Annotated in this window: 21 protein-coding genes; 8 read left to right on the top strand and 13 right to left on the bottom strand. The window is 64.4% G+C overall.

Annotation, left to right across the window (positions count from 1 at the left end):
- Positions 1-4 precede the first annotated feature (4 nt).
- From GW587_RS14580 to GW587_RS14570, 3 genes are read left to right on the top strand one after another with little or no spacing between them, the layout of a single operon-like run.
- Entirely contained in the window at positions 5-724 is a 720-nt protein-coding gene (locus GW587_RS14580; protein WP_371875595.1) for a DUF3106 domain-containing protein, read from the top strand.
- Positions 714-1,241: an RDD family protein gene (locus GW587_RS14575; RefSeq protein WP_166104213.1), complete on the top strand. Its 528-nt coding sequence runs from the start codon at positions 714-716 to the stop codon at positions 1,239-1,241. The genes GW587_RS14580 and GW587_RS14575 overlap by 11 nt, the downstream gene beginning before the upstream one ends.
- 45 nt (positions 1,242-1,286) lie before the next feature.
- Positions 1,287-3,422, top strand: a complete 2,136-nt coding sequence (locus GW587_RS14570; RefSeq protein ID WP_166104210.1) for a prolyl oligopeptidase family serine peptidase — start codon at positions 1,287-1,289, stop codon at positions 3,420-3,422.
- Positions 3,423-3,507: 85 nt separating this feature from the next.
- Here GW587_RS14570 and GW587_RS14565 read toward each other — a convergent pair whose 3' ends face one another.
- The 12 genes from GW587_RS14565 to GW587_RS14510 form a co-directional block, all read right to left on the bottom strand.
- Positions 3,508-4,203: an RNA pseudouridine synthase gene (locus tag GW587_RS14565; protein WP_166104207.1), complete on the bottom strand. Its 696-nt coding sequence runs from the start codon at positions 4,201-4,203 to the stop codon at positions 3,508-3,510.
- The gene (gene ltaE, locus GW587_RS14560; RefSeq protein ID WP_166104204.1) at positions 4,200-5,216 is read right to left on the bottom strand and encodes a low-specificity L-threonine aldolase; all 1,017 of its coding nucleotides are present in this window, start codon (positions 5,214-5,216) and stop codon (positions 4,200-4,202) included. Before ltaE ends, GW587_RS14565 begins: the two co-directional genes overlap by 4 nt.
- Positions 5,216-6,115: a class I SAM-dependent methyltransferase gene (locus tag GW587_RS14555; protein WP_166104201.1), complete on the bottom strand. Its 900-nt coding sequence runs from the start codon at positions 6,113-6,115 to the stop codon at positions 5,216-5,218. Before GW587_RS14555 ends, ltaE begins: the two co-directional genes overlap by 1 nt.
- Positions 6,102-6,296 carry a Fe-S cluster assembly protein IscX gene (gene iscX / locus GW587_RS14550; protein ID WP_166104198.1) on the bottom strand — a complete coding sequence of 65 codons (195 nt, stop codon included), beginning with the start codon at positions 6,294-6,296 and terminating at the stop codon, positions 6,102-6,104. The genes GW587_RS14555 and iscX overlap by 14 nt, the downstream gene beginning before the upstream one ends.
- A 1-nt stretch (position 6,297) precedes the next feature.
- The gene (gene fdx, locus GW587_RS14545; RefSeq protein ID WP_166104195.1) at positions 6,298-6,639 is read right to left on the bottom strand and encodes an ISC system 2Fe-2S type ferredoxin; all 342 of its coding nucleotides are present in this window, start codon (positions 6,637-6,639) and stop codon (positions 6,298-6,300) included.
- Between the two features lie 23 nt (positions 6,640-6,662).
- Positions 6,663-8,543: a Fe-S protein assembly chaperone HscA gene (gene hscA, locus GW587_RS14540; RefSeq protein WP_166104191.1), complete on the bottom strand. Its 1,881-nt coding sequence runs from the start codon at positions 8,541-8,543 to the stop codon at positions 6,663-6,665.
- A gap of 65 nt (positions 8,544-8,608) precedes the next feature.
- Positions 8,609-9,124, bottom strand: coding sequence for a Fe-S protein assembly co-chaperone HscB (gene hscB / locus GW587_RS14535; protein ID WP_166104188.1), 516 nt, complete (start codon positions 9,122-9,124; stop codon positions 8,609-8,611).
- Between the two features lie 9 nt (positions 9,125-9,133).
- Positions 9,134-9,457 (bottom strand): iron-sulfur cluster assembly protein IscA, encoded by a 324-nt coding sequence (gene iscA, locus GW587_RS14530; protein ID WP_166104185.1) that lies wholly within the window; start codon positions 9,455-9,457, stop codon positions 9,134-9,136.
- A 47-nt stretch (positions 9,458-9,504) separates the two neighbouring features.
- On the bottom strand, positions 9,505-9,894 hold the full coding sequence (gene iscU, locus GW587_RS14525; RefSeq protein WP_166104182.1) for a Fe-S cluster assembly scaffold IscU: 390 nt from the start codon (positions 9,892-9,894) through the stop codon (positions 9,505-9,507).
- A gap of 24 nt (positions 9,895-9,918) precedes the next feature.
- Positions 9,919-11,175, bottom strand: coding sequence for an IscS subfamily cysteine desulfurase (locus GW587_RS14520; RefSeq protein ID WP_166104180.1), 1,257 nt, complete (start codon positions 11,173-11,175; stop codon positions 9,919-9,921).
- A 26-nt stretch (positions 11,176-11,201) separates the two neighbouring features.
- Positions 11,202-11,678 (bottom strand): Fe-S cluster assembly transcriptional regulator IscR, encoded by a 477-nt coding sequence (gene iscR, locus GW587_RS14515; protein WP_166104177.1) that lies wholly within the window; start codon positions 11,676-11,678, stop codon positions 11,202-11,204.
- 109 nt (positions 11,679-11,787) lie between these two features.
- Positions 11,788-12,567: a uracil-DNA glycosylase family protein gene (locus GW587_RS14510; RefSeq protein ID WP_166104174.1), complete on the bottom strand. Its 780-nt coding sequence runs from the start codon at positions 12,565-12,567 to the stop codon at positions 11,788-11,790.
- A 119-nt stretch (positions 12,568-12,686) separates the two neighbouring features.
- Here GW587_RS14510 and GW587_RS14505 point away from each other — a divergent pair, with 119 nt between their 5' ends.
- Positions 12,687-13,715, top strand: coding sequence for a S41 family peptidase (locus GW587_RS14505; protein WP_166104171.1), 1,029 nt, complete (start codon positions 12,687-12,689; stop codon positions 13,713-13,715).
- A 102-nt stretch (positions 13,716-13,817) separates the two neighbouring features.
- On the opposite strand, the gene GW587_RS14500 is transcribed toward GW587_RS14505, so the two are convergent.
- Positions 13,818-15,107, bottom strand: a complete 1,290-nt coding sequence (locus tag GW587_RS14500) for a glucoamylase family protein (protein WP_166104169.1) — start codon at positions 15,105-15,107, stop codon at positions 13,818-13,820.
- Between the two features lie 151 nt (positions 15,108-15,258).
- Here GW587_RS14500 and GW587_RS14495 point away from each other — a divergent pair, with 151 nt between their 5' ends.
- Genes GW587_RS14495 through GW587_RS14480 form a run of 4 tightly spaced genes read left to right on the top strand, consistent with a single transcriptional unit; the run spans position 15,259 to position 19,489 of the window.
- Entirely contained in the window at positions 15,259-16,479 is a 1,221-nt protein-coding gene (locus GW587_RS14495; RefSeq protein ID WP_371875594.1) for an efflux RND transporter periplasmic adaptor subunit, read from the top strand.
- Positions 16,476-17,165 (top strand): ABC transporter ATP-binding protein, encoded by a 690-nt coding sequence (locus GW587_RS14490; protein WP_166104163.1) that lies wholly within the window; start codon positions 16,476-16,478, stop codon positions 17,163-17,165. The genes GW587_RS14495 and GW587_RS14490 overlap by 4 nt, the downstream gene beginning before the upstream one ends.
- A 3-nt stretch (positions 17,166-17,168) precedes the next feature.
- Positions 17,169-18,326: an ABC transporter permease gene (locus tag GW587_RS14485; RefSeq protein ID WP_166104160.1), complete on the top strand. Its 1,158-nt coding sequence runs from the start codon at positions 17,169-17,171 to the stop codon at positions 18,324-18,326.
- Entirely contained in the window at positions 18,323-19,489 is a 1,167-nt protein-coding gene (locus tag GW587_RS14480; protein ID WP_166104157.1) for an ABC transporter permease, read from the top strand. The genes GW587_RS14485 and GW587_RS14480 overlap by 4 nt, the downstream gene beginning before the upstream one ends.
- The last annotated feature ends 60 nt before the right edge of the window (positions 19,490-19,549 follow it).

Genomic DNA, 19,549 nt, shown 5'->3' with positions numbered 1-19,549 from the left:
GGCGGTGTTAGCGGTAGCAGCGGCCGGCGCGGGCTGGGTCGCGACGCGGTCCGACGCGTCCGGTAGCGCACCGGCGCCGGCGCAATCCGCCGCCTCAGCCATCGGCGGCGCGAACGCCGCCGCCAAGCCGCCCGAAAAAATCATGTGGAAGGATCTGTCCCCGGCGCAGCAGCAGGCGCTGGAGCCGTTGGCCGCCGAATGGGACAAGATCGAACCGATCCGCAAGCAAAAATGGCTGGGCATCGTCAAGCGCTACGCCGCGATGAAGCCGGACGAGCAGCTGCGGGTGCAGGAACGCATGCGCGAGTGGGTGCGCATGACGCCGGAAGAACGGCGCCAGGTGCGGCAGAACTTCGCCCGCGCGCAGAAACTCGATCCGTCGCAGAAATCGATGTCGTGGGAATCCTACCAGTTGCTGTCGGACGAGCAGAAGAAGGAACTGGCCGCCAAGGCCGCCGTCAAGAAGCAGGTCGCGAATCTGCCGAACACGGCGCAAAGCAAGGTCAAGACCGTGGCGCCGATCAAGCCGACGGTGCCGGCCGGCAGCAGCGGCACCGCGCCTGTCGCGACGCCGGTCGCGCCGGTCGCTGCGCCGGCCGCCGATCCGAACGCCCCGCTGCCGAACGCGTCCAACATCACACCGGTGCCGCCGGTGCCGACGCCCGCGCCGCCCGCCCAAGCCGCTCCACCGGTCGCGCCTCCGGTCAACAGCAATGTCAAATAATCCGCCGGTGACCGTCACCATCCCGTCCGTGAAGCGCCGTCTGATTTCGATGGTGTACGAGTCGCTGCTGGCCTTCGCGGCGCTGTTCCTGCCGTTCCTGATTTTCGAAGTGGCCACCGGCGCGCGCCACACGCCGCTGATCGAGCACATGCGGCAGGCGCTGGCCTTCCTGGTGCTGGGCGTCTACTTCATCCATCAGTGGAGCCGTCAGGGCCAGACCCTGGCGATGAAGACCTGGCGCCTCAAGCTCGTGCGTCCCGGCCACAGCCATCTGTCGTTGCAGACCGCCGCCGTGCGCTACCTGCTGAGCTGGATGTGGGTGCTGCCGGCGCTGTTGGTATGCCTGGTGTTCGGCCTGCACAAGTGGCAAGCGCTGGGCGCGGTGTTGGCCGGCATCCTGCTGTGGTCGCTGACGGCCTTCTTCGACAAGGACCGCCAGTTCTTGCACGACAAGCTGACCGGCACCCGCCTGATCCAGCTGCCGGCGCCGGAAAAGAAGAAGAAAGTAAAAAATTAGCAATTCCCTGTGGCAGAATAAGATTTTCCGCCACAGAGGATCGCAATGAGCAAGCTCACCAATCTGATGGTCGGGGCCACGATCTCCCTGACCGGCTCCGCCGCCATGGCGGCCAAACCGATCCCGCCCGCCCCCGTCGCCCGCGTCGAACCCGTCACCGACACCTATTTCGGCGAAGCCGTCGCCGACCGCTATCGCTGGATGGAGAACGACAAGGATCCGGAATGGCTGCCCTTCCTCAAGCAGCAGAACGCGCACGCGCGCGGCGTGCTCGACGAGCTGCCGAAACGCGATGCACTGCTGACCCGCATCCAGCAACTGTCCGGCGACATCGCCGCGCCGGCGCGGGTGCAGAAAGCCGGCGCGCGGCTGTTCTATCAACAGCGTCCGGCCGGCGCCAACAACTTCAAACTGTTCGTCCGCGAAGGCGGCAAGGACCGCGTGCTGGTCGATCCCACCAAGCTCGATACCAAGACCAGCCACGTCTCGCTGGACTGGTGGGAGGCCTCGCCGGACGGCGCCAGGCTCGCCTACGGCCTGTCGAAGGACGGCAGCGAGGACTCGGTGCTGCACATCATGGACGTGCGCACCGGCGCGGTGCTCAAGGAGCGCATCGCCGACACGCAGGCCGCCAGTCCGAGCTGGCTGGCCGACGGCTCCGGCTTCTTCTACAACCAGCTGACCAACAAGGTCAACACGCCGGAGCGCTACCTGGATTCGCAGGTGCGCTTCCACAAGGTCGGCAGCGACGCGGCCAAGGATCCGGTGCTGATGAAGCGCGGCCTCGACCCGGCGGTGGCGTATGAAAAAATCCAGTCACCCTACATCAGCGTCAGCGGCCACTCCGACCACGCGGTGCTGATGCTGGCCGACGTGCGCGAAGAGAAGCGCTTCTACACCGCGCCGTTGAAGGACGTCCTGGCGGGCAAGGCGAAATGGAAGCAGGCCGCCGACTTCGCCGACGAAGTCACCGACTTCGATCTGCACGGCGACGACCTGTATCTGCTGTCGACGCTCAAGCACCCGCGCGGCCGCCTGCTGAAAACCTCGGCCAAGGCGCCGGCGTTGCCGACGGCAAGCGAAGTGGTGCCGGAATCGGCGCTGGTCCTGCAAGGCACGGCGCGCGCCAAGGACGGCCTGTACATCAAGGCGATGGACGGCGGCCTGGGCAAACTGCAGCGCCTCGGCGCGGACGGCAAACTGACCAACATCGCCCTGCCCTTCGACGGCACGCTGGCCTCGATCGCCGCCGACGACGACGCGCCGGGCGCGCTGGCGATCCTGTCCGGCTGGCTGCAACCGACCGGCATCTGGTCGGTGGGCGCCGACGGCGCGCTGGCCGACACCGGCATCACGCCCAAGCCGGCCATCGACGTCAGCGCCTACACCACCGAGCGGCGCTACGCCACCGCCAAGGACGGCACCAGGATCCCATATAGCCTGATCTATAAAAAAGGCCTGAAGATGGACGGCAAGAACCCCGCCTTCATCCAGGCCTACGGCAGCTACGGCGCGTCGGCCTATACGCCGGCGTTCGCGGGGCGCACGCTGGCCTTCGTCGACCAGGGCGGCGTGGTCGGCTACGCGAATGTGCGCGGCGGCGGCGAGTTCGGACGCGAATGGCATCGCGCCGGGCAGCTGGAGAACAAGCCGAACACCTGGCGCGATCTGATCGCGGTGTGCGAGGATATCCAGGCGCAGGGCTACACCTCGAAGGCCTACCAGGCTATCGGCGGACGTTCGGCGGGCGGTATCACCGTGGGCCGCGCGCTGGAGGAGCGGCCGGACCTGTTCTCGGTGGTGGTGTCGGGCGTCGGCTGGCACAATCCGCTGCGCTACGTGGCGGAGCAGAACAGCTATGGCGAGGAACCGGAATGGGGAGCGATCACCGATCCGGCCGGCTTCAAAGCGCTGAAGAGCATCGACAGTTACCAGCAGGTGGTGGACGGCACGCGCTATCCGGCCATCATGCTGACCACCGGCGTGACCGATCCGCGCGTCGCCCCGTTCCATCCGGCGAAGATGGCGGCGCGTTTGCAGACCGCCACCGCCAGCGGCAAGCCTGTGATTCTCAGGGTGGATTTCGACGCCGGCCACGGCATGGGCTCGACCCGCGCGCAGCAGGATGCGGAGATGGCCGATACCTACGCGTTCATCTTGTCACAAACCAGCGGCAAGTAAATTACCCCGCACGGCGGCACGCCAGGGTCAGACCCCGAAGGGGTCTGACCCTGGGTGGCCCTGCGGGGTAGCTGCGACGCTCACTCTAAAAGCGTTCGTGATCCTGCAAGTAGCGCCACTCACCTACCGGCAGGCTAGCCATCGCGATGCGGCCGATGCGGATGCGCTTCATGGCGATCACCGTCAGGCCGACTTCCTTGCAAAGCTTTTCGATCAGGCCCGGCTTCGGGTTCTTGATGGCGAAGCGCAACCGCGTCTCGTTCTGCCAGCTGACCTTGCCGTTGATCGTGTTCAGTTGCTGCAGGCCGTTCTCGCTGATGGTGCCGGACACCTCGACGATGATTTCCTGCTCCATCTTGGCCGCTTCATCGGCCAGCTTGCGCTTGACGCGGAAGTCTTGCGTGAACACGGTCAGGCCGCTGGTCTTGGCGTCCAGCGGCATGTACTGTTCCTGTCCCGTGACATGGCGCTTGAGAAAGCGCTGGCCCGGCGCGGTGCGCGTCAGGCTTTCGGCGTTCAGCAGGTGCAGCGGTTGCGCCGCGCCGGCCGGCTTGTTCAGCAGGATCGTGACCGGCACGATCTCCAGCAGCGTGGCATCCTCGGCGACGGTGATGACCTGTTCCATCGTCACGCGCGCGCCCGCTTCTTCGACCAACGTGCCGTCGACGCTGACGAAACCGCCCTCGATATAGAGTTCAGCTTCGCGGCGCGAACACGGGCGCTCTTCCGCCAGACGCTTGGCCAGGCGAACGGTGTTGTCGTTGTCGTTGGTTTCGGTCATCCGAAAAAATCTCCAAATACGGTGATGGCGCGATCGATATCGTCGCGCGAGGCGTCCATGTGCGTGACGATGCGCAGCTTTGGCGACATCGAGACGCGGATGCGCGTCAGTTGCAGCACGTCGTTCAAGCCACGGCAGGCGTCGGGCGGGACATCGACATAGAAGATGTTGGTCTGCGGCGTGCTGACCGTGATGCCTTTGAACTTGGCCAGCTCGCTGGCGAAGTAGGCGGCGTTGTCGTGGTCCTCTGCCAGGCGCGCGTAGTTGTGCTCCAACGCGTACAGGCCGCCGGCCGCGATCATGCCGGCCTGGCGCATGCCGCCGCCCAGCATCTTGCGCCAGCGCTTGGCCTCGGCGATCAGCGGTTTGCTGCCGCACAGGACGGAGCCGATCGGCGCGCCCAAGCCCTTGGACAGGCACACCGACACCGAGTCGAAGCCCGCCACCGCGACGCGCGGGCTGACGCCCAGCTTGACGGCGGCATTGCAGATGCGCGCGCCGTCGAGGTGCGTGGCCAGGCCGCGCTCGTGCGCCAGCGCGGTCGCCCGTTCCAGATAATCGAGCGGCAGCACGCGGCCGCCGATGGTGTTTTCCAATGCCAGCAGCTTGCTGCGCGCGAAGTGGAAATCGTCCGGCTTGATGTACGAAGCGATATCGGCCAGCGCGATGCTGCCGTCGGGCTGGTTGATGATGGGCTGCGGCTGGATACTGCCAAGGACCGCCGCACCGCCGGCTTCATAGCGGTAGGTATGCGCTTCCTGGCCCACCAGGTATTCGTCGCCGCGACCGCAATGGACCAGCAGCGCCAGCAGGTTGCTCTGCGTCCCGGACGGCGCGAACAGAGCGTCCTCGTAGCCGAACAAGTCCGCCGCGTATTCCTGCAGACGATTGACGGTCGGGTCGTCGCCGTAGACGTCGTCGCCGACGTCGGCCGCGTTCATCGCGGCGCGCATCGCGGCGCTTGGGCGGGTGACGGTGTCGCTGCGCAGGTCCAGCCAGTTTTCCTGGTTCATCAGATGGTCTCTTCGCTAAAGAAGCGCTTGTTCATTTCTTCCAGGCCCACGGTCTCCAGCACCTCTTTCAGGCGCTCGGCGGGACGCTTGCGCGGCAGGTTCTTGTAGGTCGCGATGATCAGTTCATTCTTCATCGAGTGCTCCCATCCTACCAGCTCGGTCACGGTTACCTCGTAGCCGTGCGCTTCCAGTTGCAGGCAACGCAGTACGTTGGTGATCTGGCTGCCGAATTCGCGGGTGTGGATCGGGTGACGCCAGATCTCGGTCAGCGCGGACTTGCCCAGCGACTGGCCCTTGTTCTTCTTCAGCACCGAGGCCACTTCGGCCTGGCAGCACGGCACCAGCACCATATGCCTGGCCTTCTTCTTCAGCGCGAACTGGATCGCGTCGTCGGTCGCGGTATTGCAGGCGTGGAGCGCGGTGACGATGTCGATCTGTTCCGGCAGCAGCTTCGATTCGGTGGACTCGGCCACCGACAGCGGCAGGAAGGACATGCCGGGGAAGTTGAACTTCGCCGCCAGCTCCTGCGAGCGCGCGACCAGTTCTTCACGCGTCTCGATACCGTAGATATGCGACTTGTCCTCTAGCGCCTTGAAGAACAGGTCGTAGATGATGAAGCCGAGGTAGGACTTGCCGGCGCCGTGATCGACCAGCGAGACGCTGTCTTTCTCGGCCAGCACCTGTTTCAGCAGCGGTTCGATGAACTGGTACAGGTGGTAGACCTGTTTCAGCTTGCGGCGGCTGTCCTGGTTCATCTTGCCGTCGCGGGTCAGGATGTGCAGCTCCTGCAGCAGCGCGACGGTCTGGCCTTCGCGGATCTCGGGCATGTTGTCGGCGCCGGTGACGGTGGCGCCGATCTTCGCGGGAGCGGTCTTCGCCGCTGGCTTACTCGGCTTCATCGATCCACGCCTGCTGTACCGCTTCCAGGACTTTCTCACCGCCGCGCGTGTGGTCGTCGTCGAATTCTTCGAGCGTGACGATCCAGTTGTGCAGATCGGTGAAGCGGATAGTCAGCGGATCGATATCCGGGTACTTATCGTAAAGCGCTTCCGCAATCGCGGTGATGTCCGTCCACTTCATATCAGTGTCCGCCTTCGCTTGCGTGGTTGATGGTGTATTTCGGGATTTCGACGACCAGGTCCTCGTCGGCGATCACCGACTGGCAGGACAGGCGCGATACCGCTTCCAGGCCCCAGGCTTTATCCAGCAGGTCTTCTTCGGTCTCGCTGGCTTCGCTCAGCGAGTTGAAGCCTTCGCGCACCAGCACGTGGCAAGTGGTGCAGGCGCAGGATTTTTCGCACGCGTGCTCGATGTGGATGTCATTTTCAAGCATGACGTCGCACAGGGTCTTGCCTGGCTGGGCTTCAACGACGGCGCCGTCCGGGCACAGTTTGGCGTGGGGCAGGAATACGATTTGTGGCACTTGATACCTCTGAGTTTTTTAATTTATACGACTTGGTCCAGCGTCTTGCCGGCCAGTGCGCTGCGCACGCTGCGATCCATGCGGCGCGATGCGAATTCTTCGGTGCCGTTGGCCAGCGCCTCGACGGAGAACTTCACCACCGAGTGATCGGCCGCGCCGGACTGCGATTGCGCCACGGCGTCGCGCACCTTGTCCATCAGCGCGTCGACGTTGACGCGTTCTTCCGCCGACAGCAGCGCCGCGTCCTCGTCCAGCGCCGACTGCGTGGCCAGCAGGATGCGCTCGGCCTCGACCTGCTCTTCGCGTAGCGCGCGGGCGATCATGTCGACGTCGGCCGACTTGTACGAATCCTGCAGCATGCGCGCGACATCGTCGTCACCCAGGCCATAGGCCGGCTTGACGCTGATCGACGCCTCAACACCGGAACGCAGCTCGCGCGCCGACACCGACAACAGCCCGTCCGCATCGACCTGATAGGTGATGCGGATGCGCGCCGCGCCGGCCGCCATCGGCGGAATGCCGCGCAGCTCGAAGCGCGCCAGCGAACGGCAATCCGACACCAGTTCGCGCTCGCCCTGCAATACGTGCACCGCCAGCGCGGTCTGGCCATCCTTGAAGGTGGTGAACTCCTGCGCGCGGGCGCAAGGAATCGTCGAGTTGCGCGGGATGATCTTCTCGACCAGGCCGCCCATGGTCTCGATGCCCAGCGACAGCGGGATCACGTCCAGCAGCAGCCAGTCGTCGCCCGGCGCGCGGTTGCCGGCCAGCAGATTGGCCTGCACGGCGGCGCCCAGCGCCACCACTTTGTCCGGATCGATATTCGCGTGCGGGATGGTGTGGAAGTATTCGCTGACCGCGCGCTGCACGTGCGGCATGCGCGTCGCGCCGCCGACCATGACCACGCCGTCGACGTCGTCGCTGTCGACGTTGGCGTCGCGCAGCGCCTTCTTGATCGCCTTCATGGTCTTGTCGATCAGGTGCTTGGTAATCTCCTGGAAGATCTCGGCGGTGATCTTGACGTGCACTTCCTCGCCCGAGCCCAGCATCGCGTCCACGGTCACTTCGGCCTTGGTCGACAGCAGCTCCTTGGCTTCGCGCGCCTTTACCATCAGCACGGCGGTGTCTTCGTCCGACAGCGGCGCCAGTTTTTCCTGTTGGTGGATGTAGCAGAACAGGCGGTGATCGAAGTCGTCGCCGCCCAGCGCGGAATCGCCGCCGGTGGACAGCACTTCGAACACGCCCTTGCTCAGTTTCAGAATCGAGATATCGAAAGTGCCGCCGCCCAGGTCATACACGGCGAAGGTGCCTTCGGAACCGTTATCCAGGCCGTAGGCGATGGCGGCGGCGGTCGGCTCGCTCAGCAGGCGCAGCACGTTGATGCCGGCCAGCTGCGCCGCGTCCTTGGTGGCCTGGCGCTGCGCGTCGTCGAAGTAGGCGGGTACGGTGATGACCGCGCCGACCAGATCGTCGCCCAGCGAATCCTCGGCGCGCTGGCGCAGCGTGGCCAGGATCTGCGCCGAGATCTCGACCGGGCTCTTGACGCCGGCGACGGTCTTCAGCTGCACCATGCCGGGCGTGTCCTGGAAATCGTAGGGCAGGTTTTCCGCGTAGGCGATATCGGCCAGGCCGCGCCCCATGAAGCGCTTGACCGAGACAATGGTGTTCTTCGGATCGGTGGTCTGCGCGGCCTGCGCCTTGTAGCCGATGTTGGCGTGGCCATTCGGCAGATAGCGCACCACGGACGGCAGCAGCGGACGGCCCTCGTCATCGTTCAGCACTTCTGGAATGCTGTTGCGCACGGTCGCCACCAGCGAATTGGTGGTGCCCAGGTCGATCCCGACCGCCAGCCGGTGCTGGTGCGGTGCGGTGGACATGCCTGGTTCGGAGATTTGCAGAAGTGCCATGAGTAAGACCTGTAATTTTTATTGCGCCTGACACGGCAAGGGCGCACCCAAAGTGCGCCCTACTTTCAGGCTTCGATTGCTTCAAAGGCGAAGCGGACTTCTTCGCCGAATTTTTCCAGGAACATCAGCGCGCGCACGCCTTGCGCGGCTTGCGCGAAGTCGTCGGCGGCGATCTGCTGCTCGATTTCCGCCAGCTGTTCCTTGCGCGCGTTGCGCAGCTGCTTGTCCAGCGCCTCCAGCGCGTCGCTGTCCTTGCCGGCGCGGGCGTCGCCCAACTCTTCGCGCCACTCCATCTGCTGCATCAGGAAGGCCATCGGCATCGAAGTATTCGACTCGGTCTGCAAATCGACGCCATGCAGCTCGCACATGTACTGCGCGCGCTTCTGCGGATTTTTCAGGGTCTGATAGGCTTCGTTGGCGCGGGTGGCCCACTGCATCGCGACGCGCTTTTCGGCGTCGGTGGCATTGACGAATTTGTCGGGATGCACGCGGCTCTGCACGTCGCGATAGGCGCTGTCCAGCGCCCCCGCGTCCACGGCGAATTGCTGTGGCAGATTGAACAGCTCAAAGTGATTTTGCATGGCGGCTTATCAGATGCGGAAGCTTTCGCCGCAACCGCAAGCGTCTTTCTCGTTCGGGTTGTTGAACTTGAAGCCTTCGTTCAAGCCTTCGCGCGCGAAATCGAGCTCGGTGCCGTCGATGTACGGCAGGCTTTTCGGATCAACGAAGACCTTCACGCCGTGCGATTCGAAGACGCTGTCTTCGGCGTCCATCTCGTCCACGTATTCCAGCTTGTAGGCCAGGCCCGAGCAGCCGGTGGTGCGCACGCCAAAACGCAAACCGACGCCCTTGCCGCGGCGCTCGATGTAGCGGTTGATGTGTTTAGCTGCTTTTTCGGTCAGGGTGATTGCCATTTGATTCTCCCGCGCCGCCCCCGGTTGCGCGGGGGACGGCGTGTTGTTTACGCTGCGACTGGATGCTTGGTCTGGTAATCCAGCACCGCCGCCTTGATGGCGTCTTCCGCCAGGATCGAGCAGTGGATCTTCACCGGTGGCAGCGCCAGTTCTTCGGCGATCTGGGTGTTCTTGATGGCCAGCGCCTGATCCAGCGTCTTGCCCTTGACCCATTCGGTCACCAGCGAGCTCGAAGCGATGGCCGAACCGCAGCCATAGGTCTTGAACTTCGCATCTTCGATCAGGCCATCGGCGCCGACCTTGATTTGCAGCTTCATGACGTCGCCGCAGGCGGGCGCGCCGACCATGCCGGTGCCGACCGATTCATCGCCCTTTTCGAAAGCGCCCACGTTGCGCGGGTTTTCGTAGTGGTCCAGTACTTTTTCCGAGTATGCCATGTTGATGCTCCTGTATCTGTAAAATTAGTGGGCTGCCCATTGGATCGAGCTGATGTCGATACCTTCTTTGAACATGTCCCACAGCGGCGACAGTTCACGCAGTTTGTGCACCTTGGACTTCATCAAGTCGATGGCGAAGTCGATGTCCTCTTCGGTCGTGAAACGGCCGATGGTGAAACGGATCGAGCTGTGCGCCAGCTCGTCGCTGCGGCCCAGGGCGCGCAGCACATACGATGGCTCCAGCGAGGCCGAAGTACAAGCGGAACCCGACGACACAGCCAGGTCCTTCACCGCCATGATCAGCGATTCGCCTTCGACGTAGTTGAAGCTGACGTTCAAGTTGTGCGGCACGCGGTGTTCCATGTCGCCGTTGATGTAGGTCTCTTCGATTTCTTGCAGACCCTTGGCCAGACGGTCGCGCAGGCCCTTGATGCGGGTGATCTCGCTGTCCATCTCGACCTTGGCCAGGCGGAACGCTTCGCCCATGCCGACGATCTGGTGGGTCGGCAGGGTGCCGGAGCGCAGGCCGCGCTCGTGACCGCCGCCGTGCATTTGCGCTTCGATGCGCACGCGCGGCTTGCGGCAGACGTACAGCGCGCCAATGCCTTTAGGACCGTAGGTCTTGTGCGCGGTGAAGGTCATCAAGTCGACCTTGGTCTTTTGCAGGTCGATCACCACCTTGCCGGTCGCTTGCGCGGCGTCGCAGTGGAAGATGATGCCTTTCGAGCGGCACAGGGCGCCGATTTCGTCGATCGGCTGGATCACGCCGATCTCGTTATTCACCAGCATGACGGAGACCAAAATCGTGTCCGGACGGATCGCGGCGGTCAGCTGCTCGATGGTGATCAGGCCGTTGTCCTGCGGTTCCAGGTAGGTCGCTTCGAAGCCGACGCGTTCCAGTTCGCGCACCGTGTCCAGCACCGCTTTGTGCTCGGTCTTGACGGTGATGATGTGCTTGCCCTTGGTCTTGTAGAACTGCGCCGCGCCCTTGATGGCCAGGTTGTTCGACTCGGTGGCGCCGGAGGTCCAGATGATTTCGCGCGGGTCGGCGTTGACCAGTGCCGCGACGTGGCCGCGTGCTTCCTCGACCGCCTTCTCCGCCGTCCAGCCGTACATGTGGCTGCGCGACGCAGGATTGCCGAACTGCTCGCGCAGGTAAGGAATCATCATGTCGGCGACGCGTGGATCGATCGGCGTGGTAGCCGAGTAGTCCATGTAGATCGGGAAATGCGGGGCGGTCTGGAACTTCACAGGCGCGATGTTTTTTTCTGGGGCGTTCATCTGGTGACTCCGTTTACAGTTATCTCTTAACCAAGCGCGGCGTGGTTACGGTGCATCACGACCACGTTTTGTTCAGCATTCTTTAACTTCTGTTGATCGACCAGATCCTGCAGCGACACGGAATCCAGGTAATCAACCATTTTTTCATTCAGCGTGGCCCACAGCTCATGGGTCATGCAGCGCGCGCCGCTGGCGGCGTCGGCGCCGTGGCAATTTTCCTTGCCGCCGCACTGGGTCGCGTCGAGCGGCTCATCGACGGCGATGATGATGTCGGCCACGGTGACCTTGTCGGCGCGGCGCGCCAGACTGTAGCCGCCGCCCGGGCCGCGGATCGATTCGACGATCTCATGGCGGCGCAGCTTGCCGAACAACTGTTCCAGGTAGGACAGCGAGATCGCCTGGCGCTGGCTGATGCCGGAGAGCGTGACCGGGCCTTTGCCTTGGCGCAAAGCCAGATCGATCATCGCAGTCACAGCAAAACGGCCTTTGGTGGTCAGACGCATCACTACCTCGGTTGGGTTAGAATATCGACCTCTTCAGCGGACCTAAGCCCTGATTAGTTGATCGATTTAGTCAAGTATACCAAACTTTAACAAAGCTTGCCGGGAGCCCTCAGTTTCCGTTCAATAGCCGCATCGGCTTGAACAGCGCATGCATCTGCGTGTTGCCGATAAAACTCAGGTTGTAGGGGTGCTCGGCGGCGATCTGCGGGAAATCTTTCATTACAGGCAATTTACTCAGCAGCTCGGCGATCTTGCCCCAGAGGATCATTGTCGGCGTGGTGGTCGCCTGCGCGGCCAGGCCCTGCATCACGGTCTCGAAGAACGGCAGCCAGGCCTTGGCGTCCTTGGCCGGGGCGACGTGGCTGCGGAACACCAGCGAGGCGTTCAGCAGCAGGAAGCCTTGGTCGGTCAGCTTTTGCTGCATGTCGGCCAGGGTCAGGATATGGCTGCCGGCGCCGCTGCGGGCCTTGGCCGAGACCGCCGCCATCGCTTCGCCGGCGGTATTGTCCAGCTGCAGTTGGCCGTCGGCCACCAGCAGCATCTTCATGAAGTTGCGCAGCGAGGTGGCCTTGTTGACCGGTTTCGACAGGCCGCCGCCCTCCTCGACCGACCACAGGCTGCCGACGGCGCCGTCCATGAAGCACACGCCGGTCGCGCTCGCTTCGCGCGGGTACGGACCTTCCCCCACCAATATATAGCGCACTTTATCCAGCGGCAGCGCGAAGGCGGCGAACAGGCGTTGCCCGGTCGGCAGGTACTGGTCCTGCGCCAGTTGCGGCAGGTAATCGGGGGTGGCCTTCATCATGGCCTCCAGGCCCTCGATCAACAGCGGGCGCCAGGAAATATCGGCGCGCGCAAGCGCATCCAGGATAGAGGTCGGGATCGTCATCGGAGAAAAGGCTTTTGGGGGAAAGGCGAGATTGTATCGCGCCGTTGCCGGTGCCGGTATTTTCTAGTTGGAAAGTGTTAAGATTATTTTCAAACCAACGCCATATGAAGGGGTGTATCTTGGGCCGTTCCGGATGGATTGCTGCTGCTTTGCTGTTGACGACGATGGCGGCCCGCGCGCAGGCGCCGACGTCGCCGCCGCAGGCGCTGGACGAGGTGCTGGACACGCCGACCCGCGCCGGCATCGTCAATGAATACGCGCGCCAGCTGGCGGCGACACATGTCAACGCCGGCAAGGCCAAGCTGGCGGCGGACGACCTGCGCAAGCGTCTGGCGCGCGGCGACTACGACGACGTCACCAGCGCCCGCGTGCTGTCCTCGCGCGTCTCGCGCGACCTAGCCGAGGTGCTGCCGGACCGCCATACCCGGCTGGAATACGTGCCCTACGACCTGACCGACATCCGGCAACGGCCCGCGCCGCCGCTACCGCCGGCGGACAACTTCGGGCTACGCAAGTACGAGGCGCTGGCCGGCAACATCGGCTACGTGCAGATCAACCGCTTCGCGCCGGTGGACCGGGCATCGGTGGAGGCTGTGGGCCGCTTCATGTCGCAGGCGGCGGACAACGCCGCGCTGATCATCGACCTGCGCGACGCCGCCGGCGACAGCCAGGAGATGGCGGCGTGGCTGAGCAGCTACGTGCTGACCGACACCCGCAGCTACGTCATCATCGACAAGCAGATCCACCTGCACGACCAGGTCGACCGCGACGGCAAGGTCGTGACCGAATACTGGACCCGCGCCGACGTGGCCGGCAAGCGCTTCGGCGGGCGCAAGCCGCTGTATGTGCTGGTCAGCGAGCGCACTGGCGCGGCGGCCGAGGGCTTCGCCTACGACCTACAGCAATACAAGCGCGCGGTAGTGGTGGGCGCCCCGACGCAGGGCGACGCGCAAGTCCGCGCCGCGCCGCCGGTATCGCGGCACCTGCTGGCCTCGATCTCGGTGACCCGCGCCGTCAACAACATCTCACGCAGCAACTGGGAAAGCATCGGCATACAGCCCGACCGCGTAGTCGCGCCGAGGGACGCGCTGGACGAAGCCCTCAAGCTGGCGACCGCGACAATCAAGGCAAGGATGGACGCGAAATAGTTGAGCCTGGCCGGGTGCGGCCACAAGCCGTTATTCCCGCAGCGATTACACAATGTATCCGCGCTATGGAGTCCAGTGTGGATTTGGATCAAAAAAACGAACCTACTCCAACCAACCGCCGCTGAAACCGGCGCGGCGCAGGCCTTGTTGCAGGTAGTCGTTGCGGCGCATTAGGTTCCAGGGGAAATCGTGTAAATGGTTTTCCACCATGATCACCGTCGGGCCTTCGTTGATGCCGAAGTGGTATGGCGATACCCAACGGCCGCAGCCTTTTCCGTAGTGGAAAGTGGTCGAGAACGAGGCCTTGAAGCCGTAGGGATTTTTCTCGCACAAATGCAGCCCCTGATAGTGCTCGATGCTCGGCAGTACGATCTCCGGTGCGAACGGCAGCGAGGCGGCCACCGCCCATGGCGCCAGCGTGCCGTCGTCCGGCCCGTACGGCGCGCCGCGCCCCACGTAGTCGAAGAACTTGCGCTGCACGCCGTCGATCTTGCGCGTCGCCGGGCCGGGGCCGTCGCTGGCGGTGATGCCCCAACATAGCTCGCTGTAATCGGGGAAGCCGAGCGGATTCTCGATCGCGTAGCGCTGCTGCACCTGCGTGGCGCGGCGGCTGTTCTCGAAATAATCCAGGTCATGCGCGCGCATGAAATCGTCGCGGATGCCGCGCATGTCCAGCCAGATGTGCGACATCTGATGAATGAAGAGCGGCCCAGCGTACAGGTAGTCGATGCCGTAGATGGATTTCCACTCGTAGCTGCTGGCCCAGGCGTCGTAGCTGTCGCGCTCCACGGGAAAGGTCGGCGATCCCAGCGCCAGGATGTACAGGATCAGCGCTTCGTCGTAGCCTTCCCAATGCCAGCGCAGGAAGCCCTTCTCCGGTTTCCAGCCGTGGCACATCAGCCGCTTGCGGCCGCGCATCCATTGCCAGTCGACGCGGCGGTACAGCATGTCGGCCAGTTCGCGGATCTCGCGCTCGTCCGGCGTGTCGGCGGTGAAGTAGCCGGCGGCGGTCAGCACGCCGGCGATCAGCAGCGCGGTGTCGATGCTGGACAGCTCGCAGTTCCACACCCGCGCCCCGCTCTCCATGTCGAGGAAGTGATAGTAGAAACCCTTGTAGCCGCTGGCGGTCGGCGAGTCGCTTTGCTCGCTGGCGGCGAAGAAGCGCAAGGTGGTCAGCGTGCGCGCCACCGCGTCGTCGCGCGGCATGCAGCCGCGTTCGACGCCGATCGGATACACCGTCAACGCCATGCCCACCGCCGCGATGCTGGCCGGCCAATCGTCTTCGGTCTTGTCGCGCACCAGTCCATTGGCCGGATTGACTTCGTTGATGAAGTAGTCGAAGGAGTCCCGCTGCAAGGTGTGCAACAGCGCTTGCGATTCCGTGGAAGTCATGATGTGGGCTGCGAAGTACGAAAGTCTGCATACTGGCACGCAAGCCGACGCTGGTATGTGCCTGACCGCACATACCATGCCGACGCGCTTGCGATTCCCGCTTTTTTGCTCCACTATTGGCGGATTGATAATAGCGAGCTTGAGGTCCATCGTGGCGACTCCCGACATTTCCCGTCTGAAGATAGAACGCGGCGCGGCACCACAGGTCCAGGGACAGCGCTCGCGCCGCCGGCGCTGGGGCAGGATCGTGCTGGCGGTGGTGGTCGTGGGGCTGGGCGCGAGCGTCGCGCTCGGCCGATTCGCCGGCAAGACCAGCGTGGAGACCGTGACCGTGGCCCAGGCCTATCCGGCGCAGAACTACACGCTGCTCAACGCCACCGGCTACGTGGTGGCGCAGCGCAAGGCGGCGCTGTCGTCCAAGGCCACCGGCCGGCTGGAGTGGCTGGGCGTGCTCGAAGGCAGCCGGGTGAAGAAGGATGAAGTGGTGGCGCGGCTGGAAAACCGTGACGTCGGCGCCTCGCTCGGCCAGGCGCAGGCCAACGTCAAGGTGGCGCAGGCGAACCTGGAGCAAGGCCAGGCCGAGCTGCTCGACGCCCAGGCCAACTTCAAGCGCACCGGCGATCTGCTGGACCAGAAATTCATCGCCGCCGCCAGCTACGACACCGCGCAAGCGCGGCTGAACAAGGCCAAGGCCAACATATCCGGCTACACCGCCGCCATCGCCGCCGCGCGCGCCAACGCGCAGGCGGCGCAGGTGGCGCTGGACCAGACGGTGATCCGCGCGCCGTTCGACGGTGTGATCCTGACCAAGAACGCCAATGTCGGCGACAACATCACCCCCTTCTCCTCCGCCGCCGACAGCAAGGGCGCGGTGGTCACCATCGCCGACATGGATACGCTGGAGGTCGAGGCCGACGTCTCCGAGTCGAGCCTGAGCAAGATCCGCGTCGACCAGCCGGCCGAGATCCAGCTCGACGCCTTCCCCGAACTGCGGCTGGCCGGCACCGTCTCGCGCACTGTGCCGACCGTGGACCGCAGCAAGGCGACCTTGCTGGTCAAGGTGCGCTTCGTCGACCGCGATCCGCGCGTGTTGCCGGACATGAGCGCCAAGGTGGCCTTCCTGTCCAAGGCGGTGCCGGCGGAAGACCGCCAGCCCGTCACCGCCGTGCAGCCGGCCGCCATCGTCACGCGCGACGGCAAGCCGGTGGTGTTCGTGGCCGATGCCGACAAGGTCACGCAAGTCGCGGTCACGCAGGGCCGCAAGATCGGCGAGCTGGTGGAGGTGCGCGGCGTGAAGCCCGGCCAGAAAGTGGTGCTGGCGCCGGATCCCAAGCTGCAGGACGGCCAGGCCGTCGCGATGGCGAAGAAATGAGCGAGCCGCTGGTACTGATCGAGCACCTGGCCAAATCCTACCGACGCGGCGACCAGGTGGTGGAGGTGCTGCGCGATATAAGCCTGTCGATACCGGCCGGCGACTTCACGGCGCTGATGGGCCCTTCCGGTTCGGGCAAGAGCACGCTGCTCAACCTGATCGCCGGCATCGACAAGCCGGACCACGGCGTGCTGCGCATCGCCGGCCTGGATATCGCCGGCATGGGCGAGACCGACCTGGCGCACTGGCGCGCGGCCAATGTCGGTTTCATCTTCCAGTTCTATAACCTGATGCCGGTGCTGTCGGCGTTCGAGAACGTCGAACTGCCGCTGCTGCTGACACCCTTGTCGCGACGCGAACGGCGCGAGCGCGTTGAGCTGACGCTGGAGATGGTCAACCTGGCGGACCGCATGGACCACACGCCCAACGAGCTGTCCGGCGGCCAGCAGCAGCGCGTCGCCATCGCCCGCGCCATCGTCACCGATCCGACGCTGATCGTCGCCGACGAACCTACCGGCGACCTTGACCGCACCTCCGCCAGCGAGATCCTGGCCCTGCTGCAGCAGCTGAACCAGCAACTGGGCAAGACCATCATCATGGTCACCCACGACGGGCACGCGGCGGCGCAGGCGCGCACCATGATTCATCTGGAAAAAGGTGAACTGATCGCCGGCGAGGCGGCGTAGGCCATGTACACGCTGCGCCTGATCGTCAAGAACAGCATGCGCCACAAGCTGCGCACCTCGCTGACGATACTCGGCCTGGTGGTGGCGATCTTTTCCTTCGGCCTGCTGCAAACGGTGATCAACGCCTGGTACGCCGGCGCGGAAGGCGCGTCCAACACCACGCTGGTCACGCGCAACAAGACCTCGCTGGTGTTCCCGCTGCCGCTGTCCTACCAGGCGCGCATCCGCGCCGTGCCCGGCGTGACGGGCGTCGGCTACGCCAACTGGTTCCAGGGGGTCTACAAGGATCCGAAGAACTTCTTCGCGCAGTTCGCCATCTCAGGCGAGAGCTATCTGGACATCTATCCCGACTACCTGCTGCCGGCCGAGGAACGCGCCGCCTTCCTGCGCGACCGCAAGGGCGCCATCGTCGGCCGCAAGCTGGCGGACCAATACGGCTTCAAGCTCGGAGACGTGATTCCGCTGAAAGGCACGATCTATCCCGGCAACTGGGAGCTGATCGTGCGCGGCATCTTCGACGGCAAGCAAACCAGCACCAACACCGCCACGCTGTTCTTCCACTGGGACTACGTCAACGAGACGGTCAAGAAGCTGTCGCCGCGCCGCGCCAACCAGATCGGCGTGTACGTGGTGCAGATCAACCAGCCGGAGAACGCGGCCGCGATCTCCTCCGCCGTCGACAAGGAGTTCGCCAACTCGCTGGCCGAGACGCTGACCGAAACCGAAAAGGCGTTCCAGCTCGGCTTCGTCTCGATGTCGGAGGCGATCGTGGTGGCGATCCGCGTGGTGTCCTTCGTGGTGATCATCATCATCGCGGCTGTGATGGCCAACACCATGGCGATGAGCGCGCGCGAACGGCTGGGCGAATACGCTACCCTGAAGGCGCTGGGCTTCGGCCCCGGCTTCCTGGCGCTGATGATCTTCGGTGAATCGCTGCTGCTGTCGGCCTTCGGCGCGGCGCTGGGCATCCTGATCCTGTTCCCGTTCGCGGCCTTCCTCGGCAAGGTGATGGGCACCATGTTCCCGGTGTTCGAGGTGACGCAGCTGACGGTGCTGCAGCAGATGCTGGCGGCGCTGGTGATCGGCACCGTGGCCGCCATCGCGCCGACGGTACGCGCGATCCGCGTCAACATCGTCGAAGGCTTGAGGAGCATAGGATGAAGATTCCCTTGTCCTACGTGGCGCGCAACCTGTGGGCGCGACGCCTGACCACGGCGCTGACCGGCGCCGGCCTGGCCTTAGTGGTGTTCGTGTTCGCCACGGTGCTGATGCTGGACGAGGGCCTGCGCAACACGCTGGTCACCACCGGCGAATACGACAACGTGATCGTCATCCGCCGCTCCGCCGACACCGAGGTGCAGAGCGGGATCGAGCGGGCGCAGGCCAACACCGTCTCCAGCCATCCGGCGATCGCGCTCGGCGCCGATGGCCAGCCGATGCTGTCCAAGGAAACCGTGGTGCTCATCTCGCTCAACAAGCGCGGTTCGGACAAGCCGTCCAACGTCATCATTCGCGGCATCGCACCGCGCGGGCTGGTGCTGCGGCCGCAGGTCAAGCTGACGGCGGGCCGCATGTTTCGTCCCGGCGCTTCCGAGGTGATCGCCGGCGCCAGCATCGCGCGCCGTTTCTCCGGCGCCGGCATCGGCGAGACGCTGCGCTTCGGCCAGCGCGAGTGGACCGTGGTCGGCCTGTTCGACGCCGGCAACAGCGGCTTCGATTCCGAGATCTGGGGCGATGCCGACCAGCTGATGCCGGCCTTCCGCCGCAACGCTTACTCGGCGATGGTGCTGCGGCTGGCCGACACCGCGCTGTTCGACGGCTTCAAGAAGGACATCGAATCCGATCCGCGCCTGACGCTGGACGCCAAGCGCGAACAGACCTTCTATTCCGACCAGTCGAAGGCGCTGTCCACCTTCATCAGCGTGCTGGGGCTGATCCTGTCGGTGATCTTCTCGATCGGCGCCATCATCGGCGCCACCATCACCATGTACGCCTCGGTCGCCAACCGGGTCGGCGAGATCGGCACCTTGCGCGCATTGGGCTTCCAGCGGCGCAGCATACTCGCCGCCTTCCTGGCCGAGGCCATGCTGCTGGCGGTGGTGGGCGGCGCGTTGGGATTGGCCTGCGCATCGGCGATGCAGTTCCTGTCCTTCTCGACCACCAATTTCCAATCGTTCTCCGAGCTGGCCTTCGGCTTCCGCCTGACGCCGGCCATCGTGGTCAAAACGTTCATCTTTTCGCTGCTGATGGGGGTGATCGGCGGCCTGCTGCCGGCCCTGCGCGCGGCGCGCATGAAGATCGTCGACGCGCTGCGTGCGGCGTGATTTGTACCTAAGCGGCAACAGAAGTTGCAACGAGGCGTGCTAGACTTGCCTTAATGCAAA

This window comes from Duganella aceris (assembly GCF_011090165.1).
GTDB lineage: Bacteria > Pseudomonadota > Gammaproteobacteria > Burkholderiales > Burkholderiaceae_D > Rugamonas > Rugamonas aceris.
This window is presented reverse-complemented; position numbering and strand designations above follow the sequence as displayed.

Excerpts from the sequence above, each read along its gene's own strand:
- iscX (WP_166104198.1), bottom strand. The coding sequence starts at position 6,296 with ATGAAGTGGACGGACATCACCGCGATTGCGGAAGCGCTTTACGATAAG.
- GW587_RS14500 (WP_166104169.1), bottom strand. The coding sequence starts at position 15,107 with ATGACTTCCACGGAATCGCAAGCGCTGTTGCACACCTTGCAGCGGGAC.
- GW587_RS14555 (WP_166104201.1), bottom strand. The coding sequence starts at position 6,115 with ATGAAGCCGAGTAAGCCAGCGGCGAAGACCGCTCCCGCGAAGATCGGC.
- GW587_RS14485 (WP_166104160.1), top strand. The coding sequence starts at position 17,169 with ATGTACACGCTGCGCCTGATCGTCAAGAACAGCATGCGCCACAAGCTG.
- iscU (WP_166104182.1), bottom strand. The coding sequence starts at position 9,894 with ATGGCATACTCGGAAAAAGTACTGGACCACTACGAAAACCCGCGCAAC.
- GW587_RS14480 (WP_166104157.1), top strand. The coding sequence starts at position 18,323 with ATGAAGATTCCCTTGTCCTACGTGGCGCGCAACCTGTGGGCGCGACGC.
- ltaE (WP_166104204.1), bottom strand. The coding sequence starts at position 5,216 with ATGAACCAGGAAAACTGGCTGGACCTGCGCAGCGACACCGTCACCCGC.
- GW587_RS14565 (WP_166104207.1), bottom strand. The coding sequence starts at position 4,203 with ATGACCGAAACCAACGACAACGACAACACCGTTCGCCTGGCCAAGCGT.
- iscA (WP_166104185.1), bottom strand. The coding sequence starts at position 9,457 with ATGGCAATCACCCTGACCGAAAAAGCAGCTAAACACATCAACCGCTAC.
- hscB (WP_166104188.1), bottom strand. The coding sequence starts at position 9,124 with ATGCAAAATCACTTTGAGCTGTTCAATCTGCCACAGCAATTCGCCGTG.
- GW587_RS14570 (WP_166104210.1), top strand. The coding sequence starts at position 1,287 with ATGAGCAAGCTCACCAATCTGATGGTCGGGGCCACGATCTCCCTGACC.
- GW587_RS14510 (WP_166104174.1), bottom strand. The coding sequence starts at position 12,567 with ATGACGATCCCGACCTCTATCCTGGATGCGCTTGCGCGCGCCGATATT.
- GW587_RS14520 (WP_166104180.1), bottom strand. The coding sequence starts at position 11,175 with ATGAACGCCCCAGAAAAAAACATCGCGCCTGTGAAGTTCCAGACCGCC.
- iscR (WP_166104177.1), bottom strand. The coding sequence starts at position 11,678 with ATGCGTCTGACCACCAAAGGCCGTTTTGCTGTGACTGCGATGATCGAT.
- GW587_RS14490 (WP_166104163.1), top strand. The coding sequence starts at position 16,476 with ATGAGCGAGCCGCTGGTACTGATCGAGCACCTGGCCAAATCCTACCGA.
- GW587_RS14575 (WP_166104213.1), top strand. The coding sequence starts at position 714 with ATGTCAAATAATCCGCCGGTGACCGTCACCATCCCGTCCGTGAAGCGC.
- hscA (WP_166104191.1), bottom strand. The coding sequence starts at position 8,543 with ATGGCACTTCTGCAAATCTCCGAACCAGGCATGTCCACCGCACCGCAC.